The sequence below is a fragment of the Sphingomonas sp. 320_CC genome, assembly GCF_059691795.1.
The window spans coordinates 928490-950811 of record NZ_JCAWAE010000001.1 but is presented as its reverse complement, the minus strand read 5'-3'; the positions used below and the strand labels follow the sequence as shown (position 1 = coordinate 950811).

The following is a 22322-nucleotide window of genomic DNA, read 5'->3' as shown; positions in this document are numbered from 1 at the left end:
GTCTTTCCCGGCCTTCAACCCAAATCCACGGAGACGCTTCATGACCTACGTAACCACCCAGGACGGCGCCGAGATCTTCTACAAGGATTGGGGTCCGAAGGATGCCCAGCCGATCATGTTCCATCACGGCTGGCCGCTGTCATCGGACGACTGGGACACGCAGATGCTGTTCTTCCTCGACAACGGCTTCCGCGTCGTCGCTCATGACCGCCGCGGTCATGGCCGCTCGAGCCAGATCGGTACGGGCCACGACATGGACCACTACGCCGCGGACGCGGCCGCCGTGGTCGAGCACCTCGATCTGACCAACATCGTGCACATCGGTCACTCGACGGGCGGCGGCGAAGTTGCGCGCTACGTCGCCAAGTATGGCCAGCCCCAGGGGCGCGTCGCGAAGATGGTGCTGGTGAGTTCCGTCCCGCCGATCATGGTCAAGACCGACAGCAACCCGGACGGTCTGCCAATCGAAGTGCTCGACGGCATTCGCGCCGGCCTGGCCGCCAGCCGCACCAAGCTGTTCCTCGATTTCGCGAGTGGCCCGTTCTACGGCTTCAACCGTCCGGCCGCGAAGGTCGAGCAGTCGGTGATCGACAACTGGTGGCGTCAGGGCATGATGGGCAGCACTCAGGCTCACTATCTCGGCATCAAGGCGTTTTCCGAGACGGACCAGACCGAGGACCTCAAGGCGATCACCGTACCTTCGCTGGTGCTGCAGGGCGATGACGACCAGGTCGTTCCCTACAAGAACGCCTCGGTGAAGCAGGCCGAACTGCTGCCGAACGCGACGCTCAAGATCTATCCGGGCTTCAGTCACGGCATGCTGACCGTCGATGCCGATACGATCAACCCAGACCTGCTCGCCTTCGTGCGCAGCTGACTCCACGACGTCGAGGAGACCCTTCATGAAGCCCTATCTCATTTCGCTCGCCGCGGGCCTGCTGATCGGCGCCATCTACAGCCTCCTCGACGTCAAGTCGCCGGCACCGCCGATGATCGCCCTGGTCGGTCTGCTCGGCATCCTGCTCGGTGAGCAGGTGATGCCGATCGCCCGGCGGGTGATCGACGGACAGCCGATCAGGACGGCGATCGCCCGCACCTGTTCGGGCACCGTGCTCGGACGGTTGCCGGGCGATCCGGCCGCACCGCCCCCACGCGACGTCGCATGACGCCCACGCGCCGCGAGACGCTGGCAGGCGGCGCTGCGGCGATGGCACTGCTCGCGACACCTGCCGCCGCCATTAACCGGAGAAAATCCATGTCCGACATGATCATCGTCAATGCCAAGGTGACGACCCTCGACCGCGAGAACCCGGAGGCTCAGGCGATCGCCATCCGCGACGGCAAGTTCCTGATGGTAGGCAGTGAACAGGAGGTGCGCGCCGCCGCACCGGGCGCTGACGTCATCGACGCAAAGGGCCGCCGCATCATTCCCGGGCTGATCGACAGCCACATGCACGTCATCCGCGGTGGCCTCAACTACAACATGGAACTCCGCTGGGACGGTGTGCCAAGCCTCGCCGACGCGATGGCGATGCTCAAGCGCCAGGTCGACAACACGCCCGCCCCGCAATGGGTGCGCGTCGTCGGCGGCTTCACCGAGCACCAGTTCGCCGAGAAGCGTCTGCCGACGATCGCCGAACTGAACGCGGTCGCGCCCGATACGCCGGTGTTCATCCTCCACCTCTACGATCGTGCGTTGCTGAACGCAGCGGCGCTGCGCGTCGTCGGCTACGGCAAGGACACGCCCAACCCTCCAGGTGGCGAGATCGTCCGCGATGCGGCGGGCAACCCGACCGGCCTGCTGCTCGCGCACCCCAATGCGACGATCCTGTATTCGACGCTCGCCAAGGGGCCGAAGCTGCCACCGGAGTATCAGCTCAACTCCACCCGCCACTTCATGCGCGAGATGAACTCGCTCGGCGTCACCGGCGTGATCGATGCAGGCGGTGGCTTCCAGAACTATCCCGACGACTATGAGATCATCGAAAAGCTGCACGCTGACGACCAGCTGACGCTGCGGATCAGCTACAACCTCTTCACCCAGAAGCCGAAGGAAGAGCTCTCCGACTTCCAGGGCTGGGTGAAGCAGGTCACGCCCGGCCAGGGCGACGACAAGTACCGGCACAACGGCGCCGGCGAGATGCTCGTGTATTCCGCTGCCGACTTCGAGGACTTCCGCGTCGAGCGTCCCGACATGCCGGCGAACATGGAAGGCGATCTCGAACCCGTCATCCGCCTGCTTGCCGAGCACAAGTGGCCGTGGCGCCTGCATGCGACCTACGACCAGACGATCGGCCGAGCACTCGACGTGTACGAGAAGGTGGCGAAGGACATCCCGTTCGACGGGATCAACTGGTTCTTCGACCATGCCGAGACGATCACCGACCGCAACATCGATCGGATCGCAGCGCTCGGCGGCGGCATCGCGGTCCAGCACCGCATGGCGTATCAGGGCGAGTATTTCGTCGAACGCTATGGCGCGAAGGCTGCCGAGCGGACGCCGCCGATCGCCAAGATGCTCGCCGCCGGGATCCATGTCGGCGCTGGCACCGACGCCACGCGCGTCGCGAGCTACAATCCTTGGGTATCGCTGAACTGGCTGGTGACCGGCAGGACCGTCGGCGGCCTCGGCCTCTACCCCGGTGCCAACCGCGTCAGCCGCGAGAAGGCGCTGGCGATGTGGACGCACGAGAACACCTGGTTCTCGAACGAGGTCGGCAAGAAGGGCCGGATCAAGGCCGGACAACTCGCCGATCTCGCGGTGCTGTCGGACGACTATCTGACCGTTCCTGAGACCGACATCCCGCATCTGCGGTCCGTCCTGACGCTGCTCGGCGGCAGGGTGGTGTTCGGCGAAGGCGACTACGCCCCGCTTGCGCCCTCGCTGCCGAAACCGATGCCCGACTGGTCGCCGGTCGCAACGTTCGGTGGCTACCACCGCACGCCCGAAGCCTCCGCGAAGCTGGCCGCTGCGTGCGGTTGCGCAAGCGGATGCTCGGTCCACGGCCACGACCATGCCGCTGCCCTCGGCCGCGACGTCCCCGTGGCGGACGTCCAGAGTTTCTGGGGTTCGTTTGGCTGTGGCTGCTGGGCGGTCTGATCACGAGAATAGGAGAAGAATAATGAAGCGTCTGAACCTGTTCATTGCCATCGCCCTGCTGGGATCGGTGCCATCGGCGCCAGTCCTGGCAAGGGAAGCGGCACCGTCAGCCGACTATTCGGTCGGGCCTCAATACGACACCACGCACATCTACGTGGCACCGGAGGATTTCGACCGCTTCGTTGCCAGCGTAATCGCGACCTTCGGCGGCACGGCCACCAAGCAGGGCGTGTTCAAGGTTACGCCGACCGCAAGCGAGACCATGTCGCAGCTGGTGCTGACGCCCGCGGGATCGCTTTCGGTCTTCGGGTTCAAGACGCCCATCCCCTACCCGTTCGGCGCGGAGCGGAACGGGTATCTCGTCAACAACATGGACGCGGCAGTCGCGGCGGCTACAAAGCACGGCGCGGTGAGGATGGTCACGACCTTCCCCGACCCCATCGGCCGTGACGCGGTCGTGCAGTGGCCGGGCGGCGTCGCTATGCAGATCTACTGGCACACCGCGAAACCGAACTATCCGGCGCTGACCACGGTCCCCGAGAACCGCGTCTATCTGACGGCCGACGTCGCGGACACCTTCGTCAAGCATTGGCTAGCCTTCTCGAAGGGCCGGATCACCACCGACACGAAGGCAGCGCCTGGGGTCGAGATCGGACAGCCGGGAAAGACCTACCGTCGCATCGCGATCACGTCCGGCTATGGCCGGATGACGGTTGCGGTGTCCGACGGGCAGATCGGCTGGCCCTATGGTCGCGAGACGACCGGCTACGAGGTGTCCGATATTCAGGCGACTCTCGCGAAGGCCACGGCAGCAGGCGTCGAGACGCTGGTAGCTCCCCAGACCTCCGGTGGCCGGCAGTCGGCCATGGTGCGCTTTCCAGGCGGATACATCGCCGAGATCCACGCGCCGGCGGGTCAGTGAGATCATGACCCCGTCCGCTGAACCCCGCTTCGTCGATGCGATACTCGAGTGGCGCTGGACGGGCTTCGTCGCCCGGCTGGCATTGGTCGGGGCCTATCTCCTGGGCGGGGTGGTCAAGGCGACCGACTGGTCCGCCGCGGTCGCCGAGCAGGCGCATTTTGGAATGGTGCCGCCCGCCTTCTGGGCGGCGTTGACGATCGTCGTCGAGATCATAGGCCCGCTTCTCATCCTGTCGGGGCGCTTCGTCTGGCTCGGCGCCGGAATGCTGGGTGCCTTTACGCTGTTCGCCGCATTCACGGCGAACGCCTTCTGGTCGATGCCGATGGGTCAGGAGCGCTTCATGGCGACCAACGCGTTCTTCGAGCATCTCGGACTCATCGGGGGGTTCGTGCTCGCGGCCATCGTGGCAGAGCGCGACAACCGTCGTGCGTAGGCTCGCCCTCCTCGCACTTGCGCTCGCCGGTCGAGCGGAGGCGCAATCGACGGAGGCCTGGCAGCCACCGACGCTCACGATCACCCGGTATGACGAGGACTGGAGCGCGGATGCGGACGCAAATGAACGGGCCAAGAGCTGGACGGGTCGGTTCAAGTACATCCCGATCTCAACCGACACGTATCTGACGACGGGCATCGAACTGCGCGCGCGTGACGAAGCGTATCGCGACAACCTCTGGGGAGGCGGTCCCGCACCCGACGACGGCTACCTGTGGCTCCGCGCGATGCCGTACGCCGATCTCCATGTCGGTCGCGTACGCGGCTTCGTGCAGCCGATCGCCGCCTATGCGGTGGGTGTATCGCCGTCCGCCAGCCCGATCGACCAGACACGCGTCGACCTCCTGCAGGGCTTCGTCGACGTTCGACTGGGCGCCGCTGCGACCAATGCGATGGACGAGACCGGCGTGACGCTGCGCGCTGGTCGCCAGATGATCTCACTCGGCACCGAGCGTCTGATCGGGACGCGCTACGGACCGAACGTCCCGCTCGCGTTCGACGGGCTCCGATCGCTCATATCCCTGAACGGCGCGACCGTCAGCCTGCTGGCAGTTCGTCCCGTTCAGCCCGGCAGCGGAACGCTCGATGATCGGCGGTCGCGGACCAAGTCGCTATGGGCGGCCTATGCCACCATAGGCGGCGGCGACACCGGGCTCGACCTCTACTACATCGGCTATCGCAACACGGCCGCGGTCTTCGGTCCCCGTGCAGGACGCGAGGTGCGCCACAGCATCGGCGCTCGGTCGTTCGGCAAGGCCGCGGACTGGCACTGGAACATCGAGGGCATCGCCCAGTTCGGCCGGTTCGCCGGGGGACCGATCGCGGCGTGGACGCTCGGCACCGAGGTCGGACATAGCTTCCCGGACGCGCCGCTGGCCCCCGACGCGGTCCTGCGGTTCAACGTGGTGAGCGGCGACCGTCACCGCGGCGACGATAGCCTCGGCACGTTCAACGCGCTGTTCCCCAAGGGCAAGTATTTCGGCGAGCTGTCCCCGGTCGGCCCCACCAACATCGTCAGCGTCAATCCGCGTGTCGGAATGACGCTGACGAAGACGGTTTCGGCCAGCCTCGCCGGCGCGGCGTACTGGCGCTACTCGCTCAGCGACGGCGTGTACGACATCCCCGGCAACCTAATCCGCGCACCAGGCACGTCGCGCGCCCGGTTCATCGGCAAGGAGGTCGAGGCGACGCTCGCCTGGCAGGCGACGCCGGAACTCGAACTGTCGACCTCGCTGTCGGCATTTCCACCCGGCCAATTCATTCGCAACACCGGGTCCGCCAGGACGATCACGATGCTGGGGCTGGAAAGCAACTTCCGGTTCTAAGCGACGCCACCTCACGCGACTCTGAATGGAGACGACCATGACCGTTACCGCCGCCGCGCCGTTCGATCCGCGCATACCGCTTCTGCTGCTCCTCTCGACGACTACGGGCCTCGTCGACGCGGCGAGCGTCCTTGGTCTCGGAAAGGTCTTCACCGCGAACATGACGGGCAACGTCGTGTTCCTCGGGTTCGCCGCGGCTGGCGCGCCGGGCTTCAAGGTTCTTCCGCTTCTCGCCGCGATCGCGAGCTTCCTGGTCGGGGCGATCATCGCCGGACGCATGGGCAGATCGCATATCGGACGGACAGAACGGCGCTGGCTCGTCGTCTCCGCAACGATTGAAGCCGTCCTGCTCTGGGCTGCGGCAATCGTGGCAATAGACTTCGACGTCGCCACGCAGATGCCTGAAGCGAAGTTGTTCGCGATCATAGCCCTGACCGGCGTCCCCATGGGATACCGCAACGGCACGATTCGGCAGCTGAAGGTCGCGGATCTGACGACGACGGTGCTGACGATGACGCTGACCGGTCTTGGAGCCGACTCCACTGCCGCCGGCGGCGCGAACGTCAACTGGAAGCGGCGAGTTGCCGCCGTCATCGCGATTTTCCTCGGGGCGGCGATCGGCGCGTGGCTTCTGTTCCATTTCGGTCTCGTCGCGCCGTTAGCTGTTGCTGGGGCGGTGATCCTGCTCGCGACGATCGGCTGCGCGCTTCACCCCGATTCGGCCCGCAAGGTAGCGGCATGACAGTCCGTCCAAGCGTCGACGATCTCGGTTGGATGATCGGGCAGATGGCCAGCGAACTGACTGGCGTCCACGTCGACGAGATCCTGCGCGAGATGAGACCGGGTCGGCAGGTTCCCGGGGGCGGATCGACCAGCCCTGATTGGACATTCGATGTCGATGCCGTGGCCAGCGAGGTCGGAGCTGCCATCAGCCGGGCGATGCGTGAGTTCGGGACATCCTACCCGCGCTCAGCCGAACGTGAAGTCTAGCCACTCGGAAACACGATCGTCCGGAACGGCAATGGAGGGCGTTTCCCGCTTGCGTTCCGCGAACCAGAATGACGCGGCAGGGGGGTCACTGCCGCGGAGCGGACCACAGTCGGTGAGACGTACGTGCAACGCTAATCCGATGAACGCCATCGCGGGGAAAGCAATTGGGAAAGGATTAGGGACCAGGCTGCCCAACCGTGTGATCTGGCTAGGATGCAACACTGGCCGAGCCGTTTTTTTCGTGCGGCGTACGCTAGTCTGGCATCGTCTATATGCATCGAGGATCGCGGTGAGTAACCAGCCGGAGAACAAAGGCCTTCCCGCGTAGCCGGAAGCGCAGGCACATTTGGGGAAAATTCTGGCCATGACCGATTCGGCGTTTCGGTTCCTGCTCTCGCACGACGGACATCCCTACCGGCCGTCGCGGTGCTTTGTCGTCGCCGACCCGACGATCAACAGCCGTAAGCAATGGAAGGTCCAACTGGATCCTCCCGTTGATGCGGCGTGGGTCTATGAGATCGACGACGTCAAGGACTGGATGCTGCATGGCAAGCCGAAGCGCCAGATCATCTTCGACCGTAAGGATCCCAAGACGCCGTTCCGGGACCTAGAGCGCGACCAGATATTTCGCGAGTATCTTCGCGCAATCCTCGAGCGGATCCCCGAGACCTACCAGTCGCGGCGCATATACGCGCTGATGCCATCCATTTCCGACGACGAGACGCGGGTTCGCTACAAGGATGCGATCGAGGCGGCGATTCCCGGCGCCATAATATTTCCCGAGCCCGAGATGGTCGCGGAATACTTCCGTCTGATTAAACGCAATCTCGAGCTTGAGGCCGGTCAGAACAACGTCATACTCGTAGTTGACGTCGGCGCCTCGACGGCAAACATGACCCTTATCGTAAGCCGACGCGACCGCACGATCCTGGACGTGGACGCGAAGGGGGCGCAGCGTGACCTAAGGCTTCGAGCGTTGCGCGGAGACAGCGACGACCACGCCGGACGTTGGGTCGACAAGCGCCTGGCCACGATGCTCGATGTCGATGGAACTCCTGGGGTGCTCCGGCAGATCGAGGACGCCAAGGTCCAGGCGAGCCTGCACGGCAGCGGAACTGAACATGGCGTGTTTCTTTCGATCGACAAGGCGATGCTCTCGGCGGTGTCCACCGAACTGTGGCTGGAGTTGCGGCCACTTTTCGAGAGGCTGTGCGAGCGTCTCTACGAGAATCAGGTATCCTCGGAGAGCGCCCGTCAGCGCAGCAAGGAGCGCTTGATCGAGCGCGGCGTCAAAACGCCGGCTGATGCCCATCGCCTTATCGACACCATCCTGCTCGCAGGCGGCACCAGTTTGCTGCCAGGGTTCGAGGACGCGATGATGGCGACTCTGTTTCCTGGCGACCACCGCCCGACCGTGCTGCGCGTCGGGGAGTCCTTTGCCATCGCCGCGGCCGCAGGCGGCCTCGCGCATATCCTTCACAACTACTCCCCGCCGCGGCTTCGCGAACCTGACGGTGACGGCGACGAACTGTTCGCCGCACAACTAGAGACCACCCTGCCGCATGCGCTGTTGCTGGGGATCAAGCAGGATGCCGGGCGCGAGCAATATGTCACGCTGCTCGATCCCAATGATCCTTTTGTCGACGATGGCGGCATCCGCGAGATCGAGGACCTTCCGCCCCTAGTCAAGGGGACCGAACCGAAGTCGCGCCTCGTGCCCGCTCCGACGGCAGGGGTGGACGCTCGTCGAGGCCGCAAATTCAAGACGATGCGGATCGACGAGGCGCCGCCACGCTTCTCAATCGATTGGGATCCTGAACAGGAGCGGGCATCGGTGTCGTCGAACCATGCAGGCCCGACAAGCCATCTCTGGATCGACCTCCGTAGAATGAGGAAGCGGCAGGAGGATAGACTTCAGTCCTTCACGGACCCGTTGCCGGCGGACGCGCTTGCGGTGGACGGAGCCGACGACATCATCTTAGACCTCGGGATGTCGAAGGTAGTCGCGGTGACTGCCGAACGCGGCTGGATATCAACTCGGGAACTCGAGCGTATCGTGCGCGAAGGGCCCGCAGCGCCTGCCGTCATATCGCCTGGAGACGCCGCCAACGAAATGAGACTGCCCTCGAGCGGGACCTCGGACGATGAGGAAACCGAGTTCTTGGAAGAGGATGGCCCGCATCGTAGCGAACGGGACGTCGAACCAGAAACTGTTGATTCAGACGGGGTCGCAGAGCCGGGCGATCGCAATGGCGCGGCGGATCGGGAGGATTTGGCCGCGCGCGCCGATGCCGATGCGATCGCGCCCGCGCCCGCGCCCGCGCCCGAGCAGAGCAAAATTCCTCAGGCCCAGATCGTCGAACGGCCTGCTGGCTGGGACGAACGTGTCCTAGATGCCGAATTCTCGGACGCACTGACGATCCTGCGAGACAGGCTTCACCAACGGGCCCCCGCATTGCAGTTCGACGACGTCGTCGTTGCCCTGCTGGCGCTGAGCGTTCGGCCAATCGTGCTTCTTGCCGGTCCCCCTGGCTGCGGCAAGTCGACGCTCGTACGCCTGATGTCGCGAATGTTAGGTAAGCGTCTGGGTCACAGCTTCCACGACGTCGCAGTTCAGGCGCACTGGACCAACGACGACGCGCTCTTCGGAGACAAGGGAATGTTGCGTGCCCTCGATGAGCAGCCGAACGCAGCGCACCTCATATTGCTCGACGAATTCAACCTCACGCGTCCCGAATATTATCTTTCGCGGCTTTTTCATGCCTTCGATAGCGGAAGTGGTGAAATATCCGTCGGGCGCCGACTCCCATCGTGCCGGGTCTTCGGCACGCTCAACATCGACGAGTCATCGCGCCCGCCCTCGCCCAAGGTCGTTGATCGCTGCTTCTTACTCGAACTCTCACAGGTCAACTACAACAGTGACGACCCGTTCGACCTTCCGATGCTGGACGACCTGCCACTGCTTCCGGGACTTCCGGAAATCGTGCAGACCGGCGTCGTTGCAGATGAGCGGATAGAGAGCGTCCTTGGCGCATTGCACATTGCCGTACACGGCAATGATCTTCGCCACGATCTTCTCCCGTCCCGCCGCGTGCTATCGGATATCCGGGCGATGCTTGGCCTGCACCATCGGCTCGACCTCCAAGGGCGCAGCCTACTTGACCGTAGTGATCTGGTCGATCGGCTGATCTCAAGTCGCATCCTAGTGAAACTGTCAGGCGCTTACGACCAGCTTGCGCCTGCGTTAGCCGCCCTCGAGGCGGTGGTGGCAGACGTCGAGGAACTCCCGCGGACCCAGCGGCGTCTCAAGCTGGCGCGCCAGCAGGCGAAATTGGGATTCGTGTCGCCTTGGCAGTGACCGCGACTGTCATCGAGGCTGTCCGGGTCTGGGAGGAGGACGGGACCTCCATCGAACACCCGTGGGACGCCGACACCTGGTACCCGATCCGGGACGACCAACCCTACCTCGACATCAGAACGTCGGGACAAGGCGTTCAGGCACCCCGAGGGCCCAAGATCAGCACGCTTCCAGACGCCTGCGATGAAGGGCGTCAATGGCAGCGTTGGGACTTGTCCGAGGAACTGTCGCGGAAGCGGCGCTTCGGGGAGATCAGCGTAAAGCTGAACTTGCCCAGAGACTGCTCGCTTCGGTGCTACGTCATCCCAGCTGCACTTTTTACCTTTCGCGATGTCATCACGATGGTGGAGGACGTGGAAGCGGAAATGGGGTTCGCTGCAGCATGGGACTTCGGAACAGACCGGCCCGGTCGCTCCTGGAGTCGGTCGCGGCCACAGGCGCGATCCTCCCCGCCGGCCGAGCTTCTCGACAAGGTGGACGAGGAGATCGGTGCTGCGAACTCGATCCGTCGAGATCCCTTCACAGAGCTTGCGCCTGCCTCGCGGCAAGGGACGCCACTGGCCGAGAATGCAATCGTTTCCCAATGGGCGATTCGAAGGTCATCGCAGATGCGTGACCTCGAGGAACTCCTGTCGGCAAGGTTGGAGGCCGCGACGAGGCGGCAGGCCCTGCACAATCCTGAGAAACGCCAGGAGAACATCGACGCGGAGGTGGCTCGCCTCAATGCGTTGATCAAACGTTCAAGCAGATCAAGGACGATTGTTGCCCGTTTCGTGAGCGAGATTGAGCTCGCCACGCAGATCTATCCTAGTCCTCTCCTCCAGCGCGACCATCGACTGCGACTGTTGATCAAAGCCTTTGCACCGAAAGCCTCCGAGGCGATTGCCGACAGCGAGTCCGTCCGGTCATCTTATCCGCCGCTGGTTCTCAACCATCTGTGGGAGCTCTGGGGCATCGTGTGGATCGCAAGGCAACTCAGGTCGCTCGGGTTTGACGGGCGGTGCTCCGTTGAGGCGGTAGAGACCGTGACGCGGTGCGCCTGGCGGCTCTCGCGCGATGACGTGACGGTGGAGCTAGATTTCGAGGCTGAGCCCGTGCTGGTGGAATATGATCGCTTGCCACCGCTCCAGGAACGCAAGGTGCCCGCGCTGGAATGGGCGGCGCGCCACCAGCCGCTTGACGAAGACCGGCCGTTCCTAGGCATGGAGGCGAAATGCTCGCCCGACTATCTGATCAGGGTCTCAACGCCGACCAGGAAGACGCTCCTCGTCGGAGATGCCTGCCTGTCGAGTCCGCTACATCACGGCGGAAACGGGGAGAAGCTGGGGTCTAAACCCTATACGGTGGAGCGCTATAGACGGACGATTGCCTGGGTAAGTGGGGACCAGGTCACCAGGTGCCATCCGATGGGCGGTTTCGTACTGTTTCCCCCTCCCTCAGAGGCGTGGTGCGAATTCACGACCCTACCCGGCGCCAGCGATTGCATGCTTTTGTGTCCAGGCCCTCACGACGACAGCGAGGCGAAGCGTCGGTTGTGGATACTCCTCGAAACGATCGCTCCTGGGATCGCCACCGCTGCGATTGCGGAAGATGCGCTGGGCGGCGATGATCAGGATCCGGCGTAACAACTGTCGATCGTACGAGCGCGAGCACCGCCAGGAGCTCTTCCGTTCTTCGGGCGATCACCATTGCAAGCCGCTAAGGCTGCGGCAACGCCTTTCCGTCGTCGCCCAGACGCTCGATCGTCGTCTTCCCGTCGGGAGCCACGATCGCATCCAGACGCCGCTTCCCAGCCGGGTCGATCAGCACGACCCCCGATCCACCAAGGTTGTTGAGGAACAGGTAGGCCGAAGCGCCGCCCTTCCGGTCGAACTTCACGTGCGCGCCCTTGTCGTCAATCTCCAACGCCGCGACCGGGCCTCCGGCGACCGGATTGGAGAGCTTGACCGCAGGCCGACCGTCCACGTCCAAAGCGACGCTGACTCCCGTCTCTCCGTCCGCGCGAAGGAGCACGATCGTCGGCGTACCGTCCTTGGCGGAGATCAGGATGCGCGGTTTTCCCTGCGCGTCCACGATGCGTATCTCCTGGGACGTGATCGGCGGTGGCGGCAAATCAGTCATGTTCGTTCCTTCGCGATGTAGAGTGTTGGGGGATCAGGATGGCCTGCGGACCGTACGGATCCATACGGCGGACGCGATCGAAGCCACGGCAGCGGCGATCCAGGCGCCGTCCTTCCAGAAGTGGACGAACACCGAACCTGCGATGCAACCGAGAAGAAAGCCTGCCAGAACCGGCCAGGTGTCGTGCCACTGCTTCCTGGCGGCGTCGTAGTCCGACGGGCGGTACATGACGATCGAGACCAGCGAGAGCGTGCACGCGACGATGTTGCCGGTCATCACGGCCGTGGTCGGAGAGGGCTTGGTGCTAAGATGGAGCAGGGCGTTCTGGGAGGCCATCGCCGCCACGGCAAGCATCGCGACGATTCCAGCGTCCGCGGCGAGCGGCGCGAGCGAAGGTCGAGCCGTGAACGCGACGAGCGCGGCGAACGTGAGGAAAACCGACTGGAGGATCAGGAAGACATCCTGGATCTTGCTAGCTTCCATCCGCCTGCGCCGGACGATGATCGCGAGAACGGCGGCCACGATTATGAACATCGGAACGGCGAGCACCTGTGTCGGATGCATGGGCCGTCCGTTGAGAGCGTCCGCCGCCATCACGACCAGATTTCCGGTTATGTGCGCCGTGAAGAGTCCGCCCAGCGTCAACCAGCTCGTGACATCGACGATGCCGGCGACGAAGCCAAGGCAGGCAGGCAGGCTCTGCGGCGTCATCGGAAGATCCGACGGCTGCGAAGCCGCGATCAGAGCGTCGCTCATCGAGCCGCGCTCGGCCAGAACGTGTCGTAGAGATGCTTGGGGATGACGATGCAGACCGTCATCGCCGCCACGATCAAAAGCGCGGTCAGGCCGTCGGCCACCACGCCCTCCAGTATCGGGACGGCTGCCGCGTGATCGGCGAACTGGAGCGACGTCAGTCCGCCCATCATTCGAAATACGAACACCCCCGGCATCAGCGATACAATGGACGCGAAGCCAATGCCCGCGAACGGGATCCGATGGCGCCGGGCGACGGGCACCAGCAGTGTCCCCGCGACCAGACCGGCGAGGCCGGCACCTCCGGCAGGTCCGACGTGCAGTTCGCTCATCGCAAGCCACCGCACGCCGTCGACGGCCATCGCGGTCGCGATCGGCCAACCGAGAAGACGCAGGGGCATCGAGAAGAAGACGCTGTAGCACGAGGCCGCCACGCCGGCCGCGAGAACGACCGGCCATAAAGCGACCGCCCGCCCCACCGGTGCCGCCGGAAGCGACACGTCGCAGACGCTGAGGCCGACCAGGAGTCCCGCGCTAATCGACAGCAGGATGAGCGCAGCGAAGAGCAGGCGCGAAGCCCCGAGCGGCAGACGACCGGCGAGCAGATCGAGCGTCCCGTTCAGCAGATGGGGGCCGGGCACGATCACCATGCAGGGACATACGGCTATCAGCCTGAGGTCCGAACTGATGTTGAGGCGCACCCCCAGGGCGCCGATCAATCCTGCGAGGAGAGCTGCCAGGAACGCCTGCGCGAAGGCGCTTGCCCCGTATCGCGAGGACAGGCGCCGGACATATCCACCGGCGCCGGCGCTGACGAACATGAGCACGACCGCGGGAAGGTGTTCGACGCCGAACGTGACCGACAACGCGACTGCTCCGGTCGCGCACGCCAATGCGAACAGGTGATTTGACGAGGGCGGCATCGCTCCGACGGTCTTCAGCCTAGCCCGCACCTCCGTAATCGGTAGATGTTCAGCGATCGCCGCGTCGATGACCCTGCTGGTGGCCAGGACGCGGTTCATGCCGACGCTCGACGGAGTGACGTCCAGCAGCGCGATCGGGCGACCGGCTGCGCCAGGTCCCTCGCGGAGCAAAACCTCGCCCCATCGCGGCATGACGGCGATATCGGCGTCGTAGTGCCGAACGAGCCGCTTGACCGATCTGACCGTCTCGTCGGTCTGCTGTCCGTTGCCGTGAAGGTTGATCACGGCATCCCCGATCAGCCCCACGACATCATGATCCTGCAACGCCGACATACAACAAACCCCTGATACCGCTGCCAACGTCAATAGTTCTTTTGTCAGAGACTCACCATACGCTCAGACTTAATTGTTCGGTTTATCCAAGTTCTGGATATCCTATACATAGGAGCTCCGTAACTACTCGTTACTAGAGGCGTTGTTGTCGCTAAGAGATCGCTGACTAACGACGCGATACGTTCACAGATACGATTGAACGTGACTGCCGGCCACGCTCCGTGGGGCAGCCCTTGTCCGGATGCGATCATCTCGAAGCATGAAAAGGAACAGACCAGTGACCAATTCAACCGCAGAGAAGAAGCCTCAGACGTCGGAAACGCCTTCCATAAAGGATATCCCGATCGGGCTGGACGCGTCGGGCGAACGCAAGGAATTCGATTCCATGGGGACGGTCATGGTTCCTGCGGACCGTTACTGGGGTGCACAGACCCAGCGCTCGCTGCAGCACTTCTCCATCGGCAACGACAAGATGCCCAAGGAGGTCTACCATGCGTACGGGTACGTGAAGAAAGCGGCCGCGCTTGTGAACGCGAAGGCCGGAAGGCTGGAGCAATGGCGTGCGGATGCGATCATCCGCGCAGCCGACGAGACGATCGCGGGCGCTCTGGACGACGACTACCCGCTCTACGTGTGGCAGACCGGGTCCGGCACGCAGTCGAACATGAACGTCAACGAGGTCCTCTCCAACCGCGCGATCCAGTTGCTCGGTGGCGAACTCGGGACCCAGACGCCCGTGCATCCCAACGATCACGTCAACATGGGACAGTCGTCGAACGACACGTTCCCGACGGCCATGCACATCGCGACCGTGCTCGAACTCGACGAGATCCTGCTTCCCCAGGCGGAGAAGTTCGCGATCGCCATCGAGGCCAAGAGCGACGAGTGGATGGACGTGGTCAAGACGGGCCGCACCCACCTTCAGGACGCCGTACCCCTGACCGTCGGGCAGGAATGGTCGGGCTACGCGACGCAGGTCCGCGATGCGATCGCCGCAGTCCGGGCGTCGATGGGCGGTCTCTACAAGCTGGCGGCAGGTGGCACCGCCGTTGGAACCGGTCTGAACTCGCCGAAGGGCTTCTCGATCGAGATCGCCGAAGCGATCGCCGAGCTCACCCACAAGCCGTTCATCACGGCACCTAACAAGTTCGCCGCACAGGGTTCCCTCGATGCGATGGTCGCGACCATGGCGACGCTCCGCGGTCTGGCCGTCTCCCTTATGAAGATCGCAAACGACATGCGCTGGTTGGCGTCCGGCCCCCGCTGCGGTCTGGGCGAACTGCTGCTGCCTCAGAACGAGCCAGGGTCCTCGATCATGCCGGGCAAGGTCAACCCGACACAGTGCGAGGCCATGGTCATGGTCTGCATCCAGGTCATCGGCGAGGACAATGCGGTCGCGTTCGCAGGCAGTCAGGGCAACTTCGAGCTGAATGCGATGCGTCCGATCATCATCAACAACGTCCTCCACTCCGCCCGTATCCTCGGTGACATGTGCGAGAAGATGCGCACCTACTCGATCGAAGGCACGACCCTGAACCGTGAGCGGATCGACGCGTCCGTGAACGAGTCCCTCATGCTGGTGACGGCTCTCTCGCCGGTGATTGGCTACGACAACGCAGCCCACATCGCCGAAGCTGCCAACGCGGACGGATCGACCTTGAAGGAGGCGGCGCTGAAATCGGGCAAGGTCGACGAGACGACATTCGACCGGGTGGTCGATCCAGGCAAGCTCGTCGGAGAAGGCGTCGGCGGCGCCTGATCACTTACGGCGTTGCGTCCGGATGCCTGGAGTTCGGGGCATCCGGACGGAGCCAAAGGACGTCGGCATTCACTCGCCGTCATAATCGTGAACGAACGACGCGGCTTGCCCGACGCGACAAGTCCCCTTCCCCAAGCTGGTACGACATTCGCGCGGCCCAGCACGCCCCACCCCGTCGGGCGAGCGCTCGACATCTCAGCATTTCGGAGATACCCATGTACTGTACCGTCGCAGACCTGTTCGCGGAGACTCTTCACCTCGCGGGCGTGAAGCGGATATACGGCGTCGTCGGCGATAGCCTTAACGGTTTGACGGACAGCCTTCGGCGGCAGGGCAAGATCGAATGGGTCCATGTCCGCAACGAGGAGGCCGCCGCGTTCGCAGCAGGCGCCGAGGCACAGTTGACCGGCCGGCTCGCGGTCTGCGCCGGGTCCTGTGGCCCGGGCAACATGCATCTCATCAACGGTCTGTACGACTGCAACCGCACCCGCGTACCCGTTTTGGCGATCGCCGCTCAGGTGCCCAGTGCCGAGATCGGCTCGAACTACTTCCAGGAAACCCGGCCGGAGGGGCTCTTCCGCGAGTGCAGCGTCTACTGCGAGACCATCTCGAACGCCGACCAGATGCCCCGTACGCTGGATACGGCGATACGGGCGGCCGTAGGACATCGCGGCGTCTCGGTGGTGTCGATCCCGGGCGACGTCGGACTTCATCCCGTTGTCGGACGACGTGCCCGCTCGGACCGGGCGCTGCTGCCGTCGGCCGCGACCGTGGTTCCGCAGGCCGCCGACATCGACGCCTTGGCCGCCATGCTGAACAACGCCGACCGCGTCACGATCCTCGCGGGGCGCGGATGTCGTACGGCGCATCCACAGCTGCTGAAGATCGCCGAGGCGCTGCAGGCTCCGATCGTGCATGCGCTCGGCGGAAAGGAGTTCGTCGAATACGACAATCCGTTCGACGTCGGAATGACCGGACTGATCGGCTTCTCGTCCGGCTACGACGCGATGAAGGCGTGCGACATGCTGCTCATGCTCGGCACTGACTTTCCGTACCGGCAGTTCTACCCAGAAGACGCTCTGGTCGCCCAGATCGACCTCCGGCCCGAGAACCTCGGACGCCGGACGGGGATTGATCTGGGTCTCATCGGCGACATCGGTCCGACGATCGACGCCCTGCTTCCCCATATCGCCGGCGAGCGCGACGGATCGTTCCTCCGAGCTGCCCGAAAGGATTACGCGAAGGCGCGCGAGGCGCTGGAGGAACTCGCCGACGGCAAGGCGGGAAGCGGCGTGGTCCACCCTCAGCACGTCGCCCGCATCCTGAGCGAACTGGCCGCCGACGACGCCGTGTTTTCCTGCGACGTCGGAACGCCGACGGTCTGGGCGGCGCGGTATCTCGAGATGAACGGCCGCCGCCGTCTGATCGGATCGTTCAACCACGGATCGATGGCGAACGCCCTGCCGCAGGCAATCGGCGCGCAGTCCGCGTATCCTGGCCGTCAGGTCATAACTCTGTCGGGCGACGGCGGCCTGGCGATGCTGATGGGAGAGCTTCTCACGCTCCGGCAGCAAGCGCTTCCAGTCAAGGTGGTGGTCTTCAACAACGGAACGCTGGGTTTCGTCGAGTTGGAGATGAAAGCCGCCGGGCTGATCGAGACCGGCGTCGCTCTCGACAATCCGGACTTCGCCGCGATGGCGCGGACGATAGGGTTGCACGGTGTCCGGGTGACCGACCCTGGTGAACTGGAAGCCGCAATCAAGGAGGTCCTGGCGCATCCGGGCCCTGCCTTGCTCGACGTCGTCACCGCGCGTACGGAGCTCGTGGTACCGCCCAAGATCGATCTGGAACAGATGAAGGGGTTCACGCTCTACATGGCGAAGGCCATCATCAGCGGCCGCGGCGACGAGGTCGTCGAATTGGCGAAGACGAACTCGGGGTTGCTGAAACGCTTCATCTGAAGACGGGGGACGCCGCGGTCACAACCGCGCCGTCCCGCCCTCCAGCGGTTCTGCAGCGTCTTCAGTGCATCTCGACGTCGGCGGCCGTGAGCAGGATCGGTGGCTCGCCTCCAAGACGCTTCACGAACTCGAGACGAGCGATCCGGTGTATGTCGGCCTCGAATTCGACGAAGATCTCCATGGCGGTCTCGGCGTCCACGACTTCGTAGTCGTTGTTCAACATCTGGGCGAGCGCCGCGCTCGTCATCAGGAACTCGACCTCGCCAAGGTCCGTCGTACCGACGAAGCCGACGCTTTCTCTATCGGCCACCCAGTAGCTGTTGCCGGGTTCGAAACGGATGACCGGACGTGACATGACGGATCCCTCGAAGTCATAGCGGGCGGCACCACCGAAGCTAGCCGCTACGACCGCCTTGGCAAGGTTGGATACGAACGACCGTGAGCATTCGCATCGAAGAGCCTCGTACTATGCGGCGCGCACATCCGACCGGTCGATGCCCTGGTCGTTCGCTGCATTGCCGCCTGACAGAAGGGCCGCAGGGGCGAGGCGCGATACCTGGCGTCGATAGGCGATGATCATCGAAATTAAGGTAAACATTGCAGTTCCAACGTGAATGCCGCGATGCAGCAAAATACGTTTATCACGCGCCTTCCGTCCGATCGCAAACGCACGTCTGGGATATGCGATTGCATTAAACGAAATCGCCGTTGGATTCAGAACGAGCATTAGAACGGGGTCGTTCGTTCGGGGTCATACCGATCGTTCGCCTCGTCGTGAAGGTCGCCCAGGGGCACACATCGCTACGAACGCTTGACCGGTGTTCCCTTACTATCCTGTCGCGTGAGCCCTTACCGAAGGTGCCCTTTCTCGTGTTTGAGTACGTTTCGCTCGACGAGGGTGGGAGCGGTGGAACCGCCCCCCGGAACTCTCGGATGGTCAATTGTGCTTGATGCTCAGGCCTTCGAAGCCGACCGAACTCCCACCGCCTGTGTCCTGCGTGTAGTTGCCCGCCTTGAAGTAGAGCTTGCTGCTATCGAAGCTCGCGTCGAGGTACGTGGTCTGGGAACTGCCGTTGACCGTAACCTTCAGGAGGCCACCCTTTTCCAGGGTGATAGAATAGCTGAACCACTGCTTCAGCGGGATGCCCGACACGATCGTCAGACGCGTTCTGGGACTGCCGGATGCCGTCGTGTTCTGCTTCATCACGTCGGCGTGAATCGTGCCGTTCGTATAGTGCAGTTCGACAGGCGGCCGCGGCGTAGTCGCTTCCTGATGGATCTGCCCGATGACGATGTCTCCGCTCGCCGGCAGGTCGTAGATGTTGACCCTCGCGGCCTGAGCGGCACAGCCGTCGTCGACGTTCCAGGTGCGGTTCTCCTTCAGCTCGGATCGGGGATACTTCGAGTTCGGCGTAGTCGCCAGTCCGCTGGTTGGCACCCGCATCACGATCCTGGCTGCCGTCTGCCTTTCGAAGAACTGGCTCGAATAGCTCGACAACTGGCTGCCGGAGATGGTGTCCGGCTTGCCGTCCCCGTTGGCATCTACCGGAAGCTGGAGCGTGCCGTAGGAGGAGGTGCTGGTGGACGTCGGTATCGCTATCGAACATTCCGCGTAGGCTGCGGGTCCGAAGATCGCGGCTGCCGTGAGAACGGCGACGCTCAGCATTCGATGTGTCGATCTTGTCATGTCTTACCCTCCTGTTTGCCGCGGTCCGTCCTAGGCCGGCGCATACGCCGTCCAATCGCCCGCAGCGTCAGCATCCTCACGAAGGACGGATCGGACGTTTCGCCCGTTGTGCTCGTCACCTTCGACTCGGAGACGTTCGTTGACGTCGGCGGCATTCAATCACGAGTCGGACAAGAGGTCAATTAGTTGTATGACAACATTGAAGCGGATGTTGCGCTGTCGCCGCTCGCGGCGAATTGCATCATGAAGATCCGTCCGGCGGACCGCGCCGTAGACTGCATCTCCCGCCGATCCATCATGGACGGTCTTTGCGTGGTGCGATCCTCCCGAACACGTCCAGGCGCATGGTCCCGGTACGCCTTCCCCCACGATCGTCCGTGTCAGACACGGACGTGAGCCAGTCGTGGCGAAAGCAGGTGGATGACGAGCAGACCGAGAACGTACACGCTCCCTGCGACTGCGAAGATCGCCGCATAGCTTCCGGTCGTCTGCAGGATGTACCCGACGAACTTCGCCATCATCATTCCTCCGATCGCGCCGGCGGTTCCGCCTATGCCGACCACGGAGCCCACCGCGCCCTTCGGAAACATGTCGGACGGCAGGGTGTAGAGGTTGGCCGACCAGGCCTGATGCGCGGCAGTGGCCAGACCGAGAATCGCGACGGCGCCCCAGAGGCTTGCGACGTACTGGACGAAGAAGATCGGCATGACCGCGATGGCGCAGGCGAGCATCGTGAGCTTGCGCGCCCGGTTCGCGGTCATGCCGCGGCTCATCAACTTCGACGACGTCCATCCCCCGGCGACGCTGCCGAAATCGGATATGAGGTAGATCGCCACCAGCGGCGGACCGAAGCTGACGAGGTCCAGGCCGTATCGCTTCTGGAGGAAGTCGGGCGTCCAGAAAAGGAAGAGCCACCAGATGGGGTCGGTCAGAAACTTGCCCAGCGCGAACGCCCACGTCTCCCGGTAGCGCAGCAGTCGTCCCCAACCGATCTTCTCGACCGGATGAACCGGATCGCTCTCGATGTGTGCCAACTCCGCAGGGGTAAGGCTCTTCACTTCGCGAGGCCGCCGATACAGCGCTATCCATGCGACCAGCCAGACGAGGCTGGCCGCGCCGGTGACGATGAACGCCATGCGCCAGCCATACGCGAGCGTGATGGCGGGGACCACGAGCGGCGTGATGACCGCGCCGATGTTCGCGCCGGCGTTGAACACGCCCGTGGCGAACGCCCGCTCTCGCGCGGGAAACCACTCCGAAACCGCTTTGATGCCTGACGGGAAGTTGCCGCTCTCGCCGACTCCGAGGATCGCGCGTGCGATCGAGAACTGCGTCGCCGTGTTCACGAAGCCGCACAGGGTGTGCCCCACGGTCCAGATCACGAAGGCGATGGAATAGCCGATGCGGGCGCCGGCTACGTCGACGATCCTCCCGAAGCTCAGATACCCGATCGCATAGGCGGCCTGGAACCAGAAGATGACGTCCGCATAGGTCGTCTCGGACCAGCCGAGATCGGCGGAGATCGTCGACTTCAGCACGCCGATCATCTGCCGGTCGACGTAGTTGATAGCCGTTGCGGCAAAGAGCAGGCTGCAGATCAGCCATCGATAGCGACCCATCCGCGATACGGCGTCCTCTGGTCTGACGAGCTCGCTCATGACCTGGGGCCCTGGTCATGATCAGGGACCGCCGGCGTCGCCGCTACGATCCTGCATTCCAGCCGTTCGGAGCCGAACCAGGCCTCGATGGCGTCGCCGACCGCCACCCGATGGACGCCGGTAACCGCTCCTGTGGATATCCATTGCCCTTTCGAAAGCCCGACTCCTCGCGCCGCGGCAAGCTCCGCCAGGAAGCGGACTGCGCCCCACGGGCCGTCTAGCATCGTGGCCGTGGTCGCGGAGCCGACCTCCGCACCGTTGATCAGCAGCTTCACCGGAACCGCGTCCAGATCGAGGGACTGCCAGCCTTCGAACTCGGGACCGACGAGCAGCCCGTGGTTGTTGCCGAAGTCCGAAGCGGTGACCGCGGGACCGAGTTCGTTAATGGAGGTCAGCGGTGAACTTGCGATCTCGATGCCGATCGCGACGGAGTCGACGAGGGATCGTGCATCCTCCATCGTCCATTCGTGCTTGTCGGGATCGGGAGACGAACCCAGTCGAAGAAGGAACTCGGCTTCGACCGCAGCGAACCCTTCTTCGATGACCGGCATCGCCGCTGCCGAGCCGTGCGCGGCGTCGACGATGGACGACGTGAAGATCGGACCCGCAAGTCTGTTCGCCCCGAACCTGCTGTCGAAGGGGGCGTTTATGCGTCCGAGCTTCCAACCGCCGACCGGTTCGTCGTGCAGTTCGATCGCGCGATCTTGGACGGTGTACGCCTCCTCGAGCGAGCCGGGGGCTTCGCCCGGATACGCGTCGAAGCCGGACGCAGACCGTCTCGCTTCCACGAAGCTCCGTGCGATGCGCTCGTGCCGAGCCGCGACCTCTTCCATTTTCACTGTCTTCTCCTTGAACATGGTGCCGCTAGCGCGCCGCGAGGCGCACGAAGGCCGGATCCGTAAGGTACGGCATGCGGGAAGCCTGCCTCTCCCGGGGCGGC

The 22322-nt window shown here is 63.9% G+C and carries 20 protein-coding genes; 12 read left to right on the top strand and 8 right to left on the bottom strand.

The features are described from left to right. Window positions 1-40 precede the first annotated feature (40 nt). From AC59GX_RS04335 to AC59GX_RS04290, 10 genes are all read left to right on the top strand, one after another. Entirely contained in the window at window positions 41-877 is an 837-nt protein-coding gene (locus AC59GX_RS04335) for an alpha/beta fold hydrolase (RefSeq protein WP_497301030.1), read from the top strand. Between the two features lie 25 nt (window positions 878-902). Next, entirely contained in the window at window positions 903-1166 is a 264-nt protein-coding gene (locus tag AC59GX_RS04330) for a DUF1427 family protein (protein ID WP_497301028.1), read from the top strand. Between the two features lie 89 nt (window positions 1167-1255). Beyond that, a complete protein-coding gene (locus tag AC59GX_RS04325; RefSeq protein ID WP_497301340.1) occupies window positions 1256-3100 on the top strand; it encodes an amidohydrolase in 1845 nt (614 codons plus the stop codon). Between the two features lie 22 nt (window positions 3101-3122). Next, window positions 3123-4022 (top strand): VOC family protein, encoded by a 900-nt coding sequence (locus AC59GX_RS04320; RefSeq protein WP_497301026.1) that lies wholly within the window; start codon window positions 3123-3125, stop codon window positions 4020-4022. Between the two features lie 4 nt (window positions 4023-4026). Beyond that, the gene (locus tag AC59GX_RS04315; protein ID WP_187503649.1) at window positions 4027-4455 is read left to right on the top strand and encodes a DoxX family protein; all 429 of its coding nucleotides are present in this window, start codon (window positions 4027-4029) and stop codon (window positions 4453-4455) included. Further along, window positions 4448-5839, top strand: a complete 1392-nt coding sequence (locus AC59GX_RS04310; RefSeq protein ID WP_497301024.1) for an alginate export family protein — start codon at window positions 4448-4450, stop codon at window positions 5837-5839. Before AC59GX_RS04315 ends, AC59GX_RS04310 begins: the two co-directional genes overlap by 8 nt. Before the next feature lie 37 nt (window positions 5840-5876). Continuing rightward, entirely contained in the window at window positions 5877-6581 is a 705-nt protein-coding gene (locus AC59GX_RS04305; RefSeq protein WP_497301022.1) for a YoaK family protein, read from the top strand. After that, on the top strand, window positions 6578-6829 hold the full coding sequence (locus tag AC59GX_RS04300) for a hypothetical protein (protein WP_497301021.1): 252 nt from the start codon (window positions 6578-6580) through the stop codon (window positions 6827-6829). The genes AC59GX_RS04305 and AC59GX_RS04300 overlap by 4 nt, the downstream gene beginning before the upstream one ends. Before the next feature lie 364 nt (window positions 6830-7193). Then, complete coding sequence (locus tag AC59GX_RS04295; protein ID WP_497301020.1) at window positions 7194-10187, top strand: AAA family ATPase; 2994 nt, start codon at window positions 7194-7196, stop codon at window positions 10185-10187. Next, a complete protein-coding gene (locus AC59GX_RS04290; RefSeq protein WP_497301018.1) occupies window positions 10184-11812 on the top strand; it encodes a hypothetical protein in 1629 nt (542 codons plus the stop codon). Before AC59GX_RS04295 ends, AC59GX_RS04290 begins: the two co-directional genes overlap by 4 nt. Before the next feature lie 73 nt (window positions 11813-11885). Here AC59GX_RS04290 and AC59GX_RS04285 read toward each other — a convergent pair whose 3' ends face one another. The 3 genes from AC59GX_RS04285 to AC59GX_RS04275 are packed head-to-tail and all read right to left on the bottom strand — an operon-like array spanning window position 11886 to window position 14317. Beyond that, complete coding sequence (locus AC59GX_RS04285; RefSeq protein ID WP_497301016.1) at window positions 11886-12308, bottom strand: hypothetical protein; 423 nt, start codon at window positions 12306-12308, stop codon at window positions 11886-11888. 33 nt (window positions 12309-12341) lie between these two features. Then, window positions 12342-13064 carry a YoaK family protein gene (locus AC59GX_RS04280; RefSeq protein ID WP_497301015.1) on the bottom strand — a complete coding sequence of 241 codons (723 nt, stop codon included), beginning with the start codon at window positions 13062-13064 and terminating at the stop codon, window positions 12342-12344. Next, window positions 13061-14317 carry a threonine/serine exporter family protein gene (locus AC59GX_RS04275; protein ID WP_497301014.1) on the bottom strand — a complete coding sequence of 419 codons (1257 nt, stop codon included), beginning with the start codon at window positions 14315-14317 and terminating at the stop codon, window positions 13061-13063. Before AC59GX_RS04275 ends, AC59GX_RS04280 begins: the two co-directional genes overlap by 4 nt. A gap of 349 nt (window positions 14318-14666) precedes the next feature. Here AC59GX_RS04275 and fumC point away from each other — a divergent pair, with 349 nt between their 5' ends. Next, the gene (fumC, locus tag AC59GX_RS04270) at window positions 14667-16076 is read left to right on the top strand and encodes a class II fumarate hydratase (RefSeq protein ID WP_497301338.1); all 1410 of its coding nucleotides are present in this window, start codon (window positions 14667-14669) and stop codon (window positions 16074-16076) included. 215 nt (window positions 16077-16291) lie between these two features. Further along, window positions 16292-18037, top strand: a complete 1746-nt coding sequence (gene poxB / locus AC59GX_RS04265) for a ubiquinone-dependent pyruvate dehydrogenase (protein WP_497301013.1) — start codon at window positions 16292-16294, stop codon at window positions 18035-18037. A gap of 61 nt (window positions 18038-18098) precedes the next feature. Here the strand turns inward: poxB and AC59GX_RS04260 are convergent, their stop codons facing one another. The 5 genes from AC59GX_RS04260 to AC59GX_RS04240 all read right to left on the bottom strand — a co-directional run bounded on the left by AC59GX_RS04260 (window position 18099) and on the right by AC59GX_RS04240 (window position 22215). Then, the gene (locus AC59GX_RS04260; protein WP_497301012.1) at window positions 18099-18392 is read right to left on the bottom strand and encodes a hypothetical protein; all 294 of its coding nucleotides are present in this window, start codon (window positions 18390-18392) and stop codon (window positions 18099-18101) included. 111 nt (window positions 18393-18503) lie between these two features. Next, window positions 18504-18764, bottom strand: coding sequence for a hypothetical protein (locus tag AC59GX_RS04255; RefSeq protein ID WP_497301011.1), 261 nt, complete (start codon window positions 18762-18764; stop codon window positions 18504-18506). Window positions 18765-18974: 210 nt separating this feature from the next. Next, window positions 18975-19703, bottom strand: coding sequence for a polysaccharide lyase family 7 protein (locus AC59GX_RS04250; RefSeq protein WP_497301009.1), 729 nt, complete (start codon window positions 19701-19703; stop codon window positions 18975-18977). A gap of 401 nt (window positions 19704-20104) precedes the next feature. Then, window positions 20105-21382, bottom strand: a complete 1278-nt coding sequence (locus AC59GX_RS04245; protein ID WP_497301007.1) for an MFS transporter — start codon at window positions 21380-21382, stop codon at window positions 20105-20107. Further along, complete coding sequence (locus AC59GX_RS04240; RefSeq protein WP_497301336.1) at window positions 21379-22215, bottom strand: 2-keto-4-pentenoate hydratase; 837 nt, start codon at window positions 22213-22215, stop codon at window positions 21379-21381. The genes AC59GX_RS04245 and AC59GX_RS04240 overlap by 4 nt, the downstream gene beginning before the upstream one ends. Window positions 22216-22322: the final 107 nt, after the last annotated feature.

Bases quoted from the DNA above. Each gene is read 5' to 3' on its own strand.
- AC59GX_RS04335 (WP_497301030.1), top strand. From the start codon at position 41: ATGACCTACGTAACCACCCAGGACGGCGCCGAGATCTTCTACAAGGAT.
- AC59GX_RS04240 (WP_497301336.1), bottom strand. From the start codon at position 22,215: ATGGAAGAGGTCGCGGCTCGGCACGAGCGCATCGCACGGAGCTTCGTG.
- AC59GX_RS04305 (WP_497301022.1), top strand. From the start codon at position 5,877: ATGACCGTTACCGCCGCCGCGCCGTTCGATCCGCGCATACCGCTTCTG.
- AC59GX_RS04330 (WP_497301028.1), top strand. From the start codon at position 903: ATGAAGCCCTATCTCATTTCGCTCGCCGCGGGCCTGCTGATCGGCGCC.
- AC59GX_RS04275 (WP_497301014.1), bottom strand. From the start codon at position 14,317: ATGTCGGCGTTGCAGGATCATGATGTCGTGGGGCTGATCGGGGATGCC.
- AC59GX_RS04285 (WP_497301016.1), bottom strand. From the start codon at position 12,308: ATGACTGATTTGCCGCCACCGCCGATCACGTCCCAGGAGATACGCATC.
- AC59GX_RS04250 (WP_497301009.1), bottom strand. From the start codon at position 19,703: ATGCTGAGCGTCGCCGTTCTCACGGCAGCCGCGATCTTCGGACCCGCA.
- AC59GX_RS04320 (WP_497301026.1), top strand. From the start codon at position 3,123: ATGAAGCGTCTGAACCTGTTCATTGCCATCGCCCTGCTGGGATCGGTG.
- AC59GX_RS04300 (WP_497301021.1), top strand. From the start codon at position 6,578: ATGACAGTCCGTCCAAGCGTCGACGATCTCGGTTGGATGATCGGGCAG.
- AC59GX_RS04315 (WP_187503649.1), top strand. From the start codon at position 4,027: ATGACCCCGTCCGCTGAACCCCGCTTCGTCGATGCGATACTCGAGTGG.
- poxB (WP_497301013.1), top strand. From the start codon at position 16,292: ATGTACTGTACCGTCGCAGACCTGTTCGCGGAGACTCTTCACCTCGCG.
- AC59GX_RS04245 (WP_497301007.1), bottom strand. From the start codon at position 21,382: ATGAGCGAGCTCGTCAGACCAGAGGACGCCGTATCGCGGATGGGTCGC.
- AC59GX_RS04255 (WP_497301011.1), bottom strand. From the start codon at position 18,764: ATGCTCGTTCTGAATCCAACGGCGATTTCGTTTAATGCAATCGCATAT.
- AC59GX_RS04295 (WP_497301020.1), top strand. From the start codon at position 7,194: ATGACCGATTCGGCGTTTCGGTTCCTGCTCTCGCACGACGGACATCCC.
- AC59GX_RS04260 (WP_497301012.1), bottom strand. From the start codon at position 18,392: ATGTCACGTCCGGTCATCCGTTTCGAACCCGGCAACAGCTACTGGGTG.
- AC59GX_RS04280 (WP_497301015.1), bottom strand. From the start codon at position 13,064: ATGAGCGACGCTCTGATCGCGGCTTCGCAGCCGTCGGATCTTCCGATG.
- AC59GX_RS04325 (WP_497301340.1), top strand. From the start codon at position 1,256: ATGTCCGACATGATCATCGTCAATGCCAAGGTGACGACCCTCGACCGC.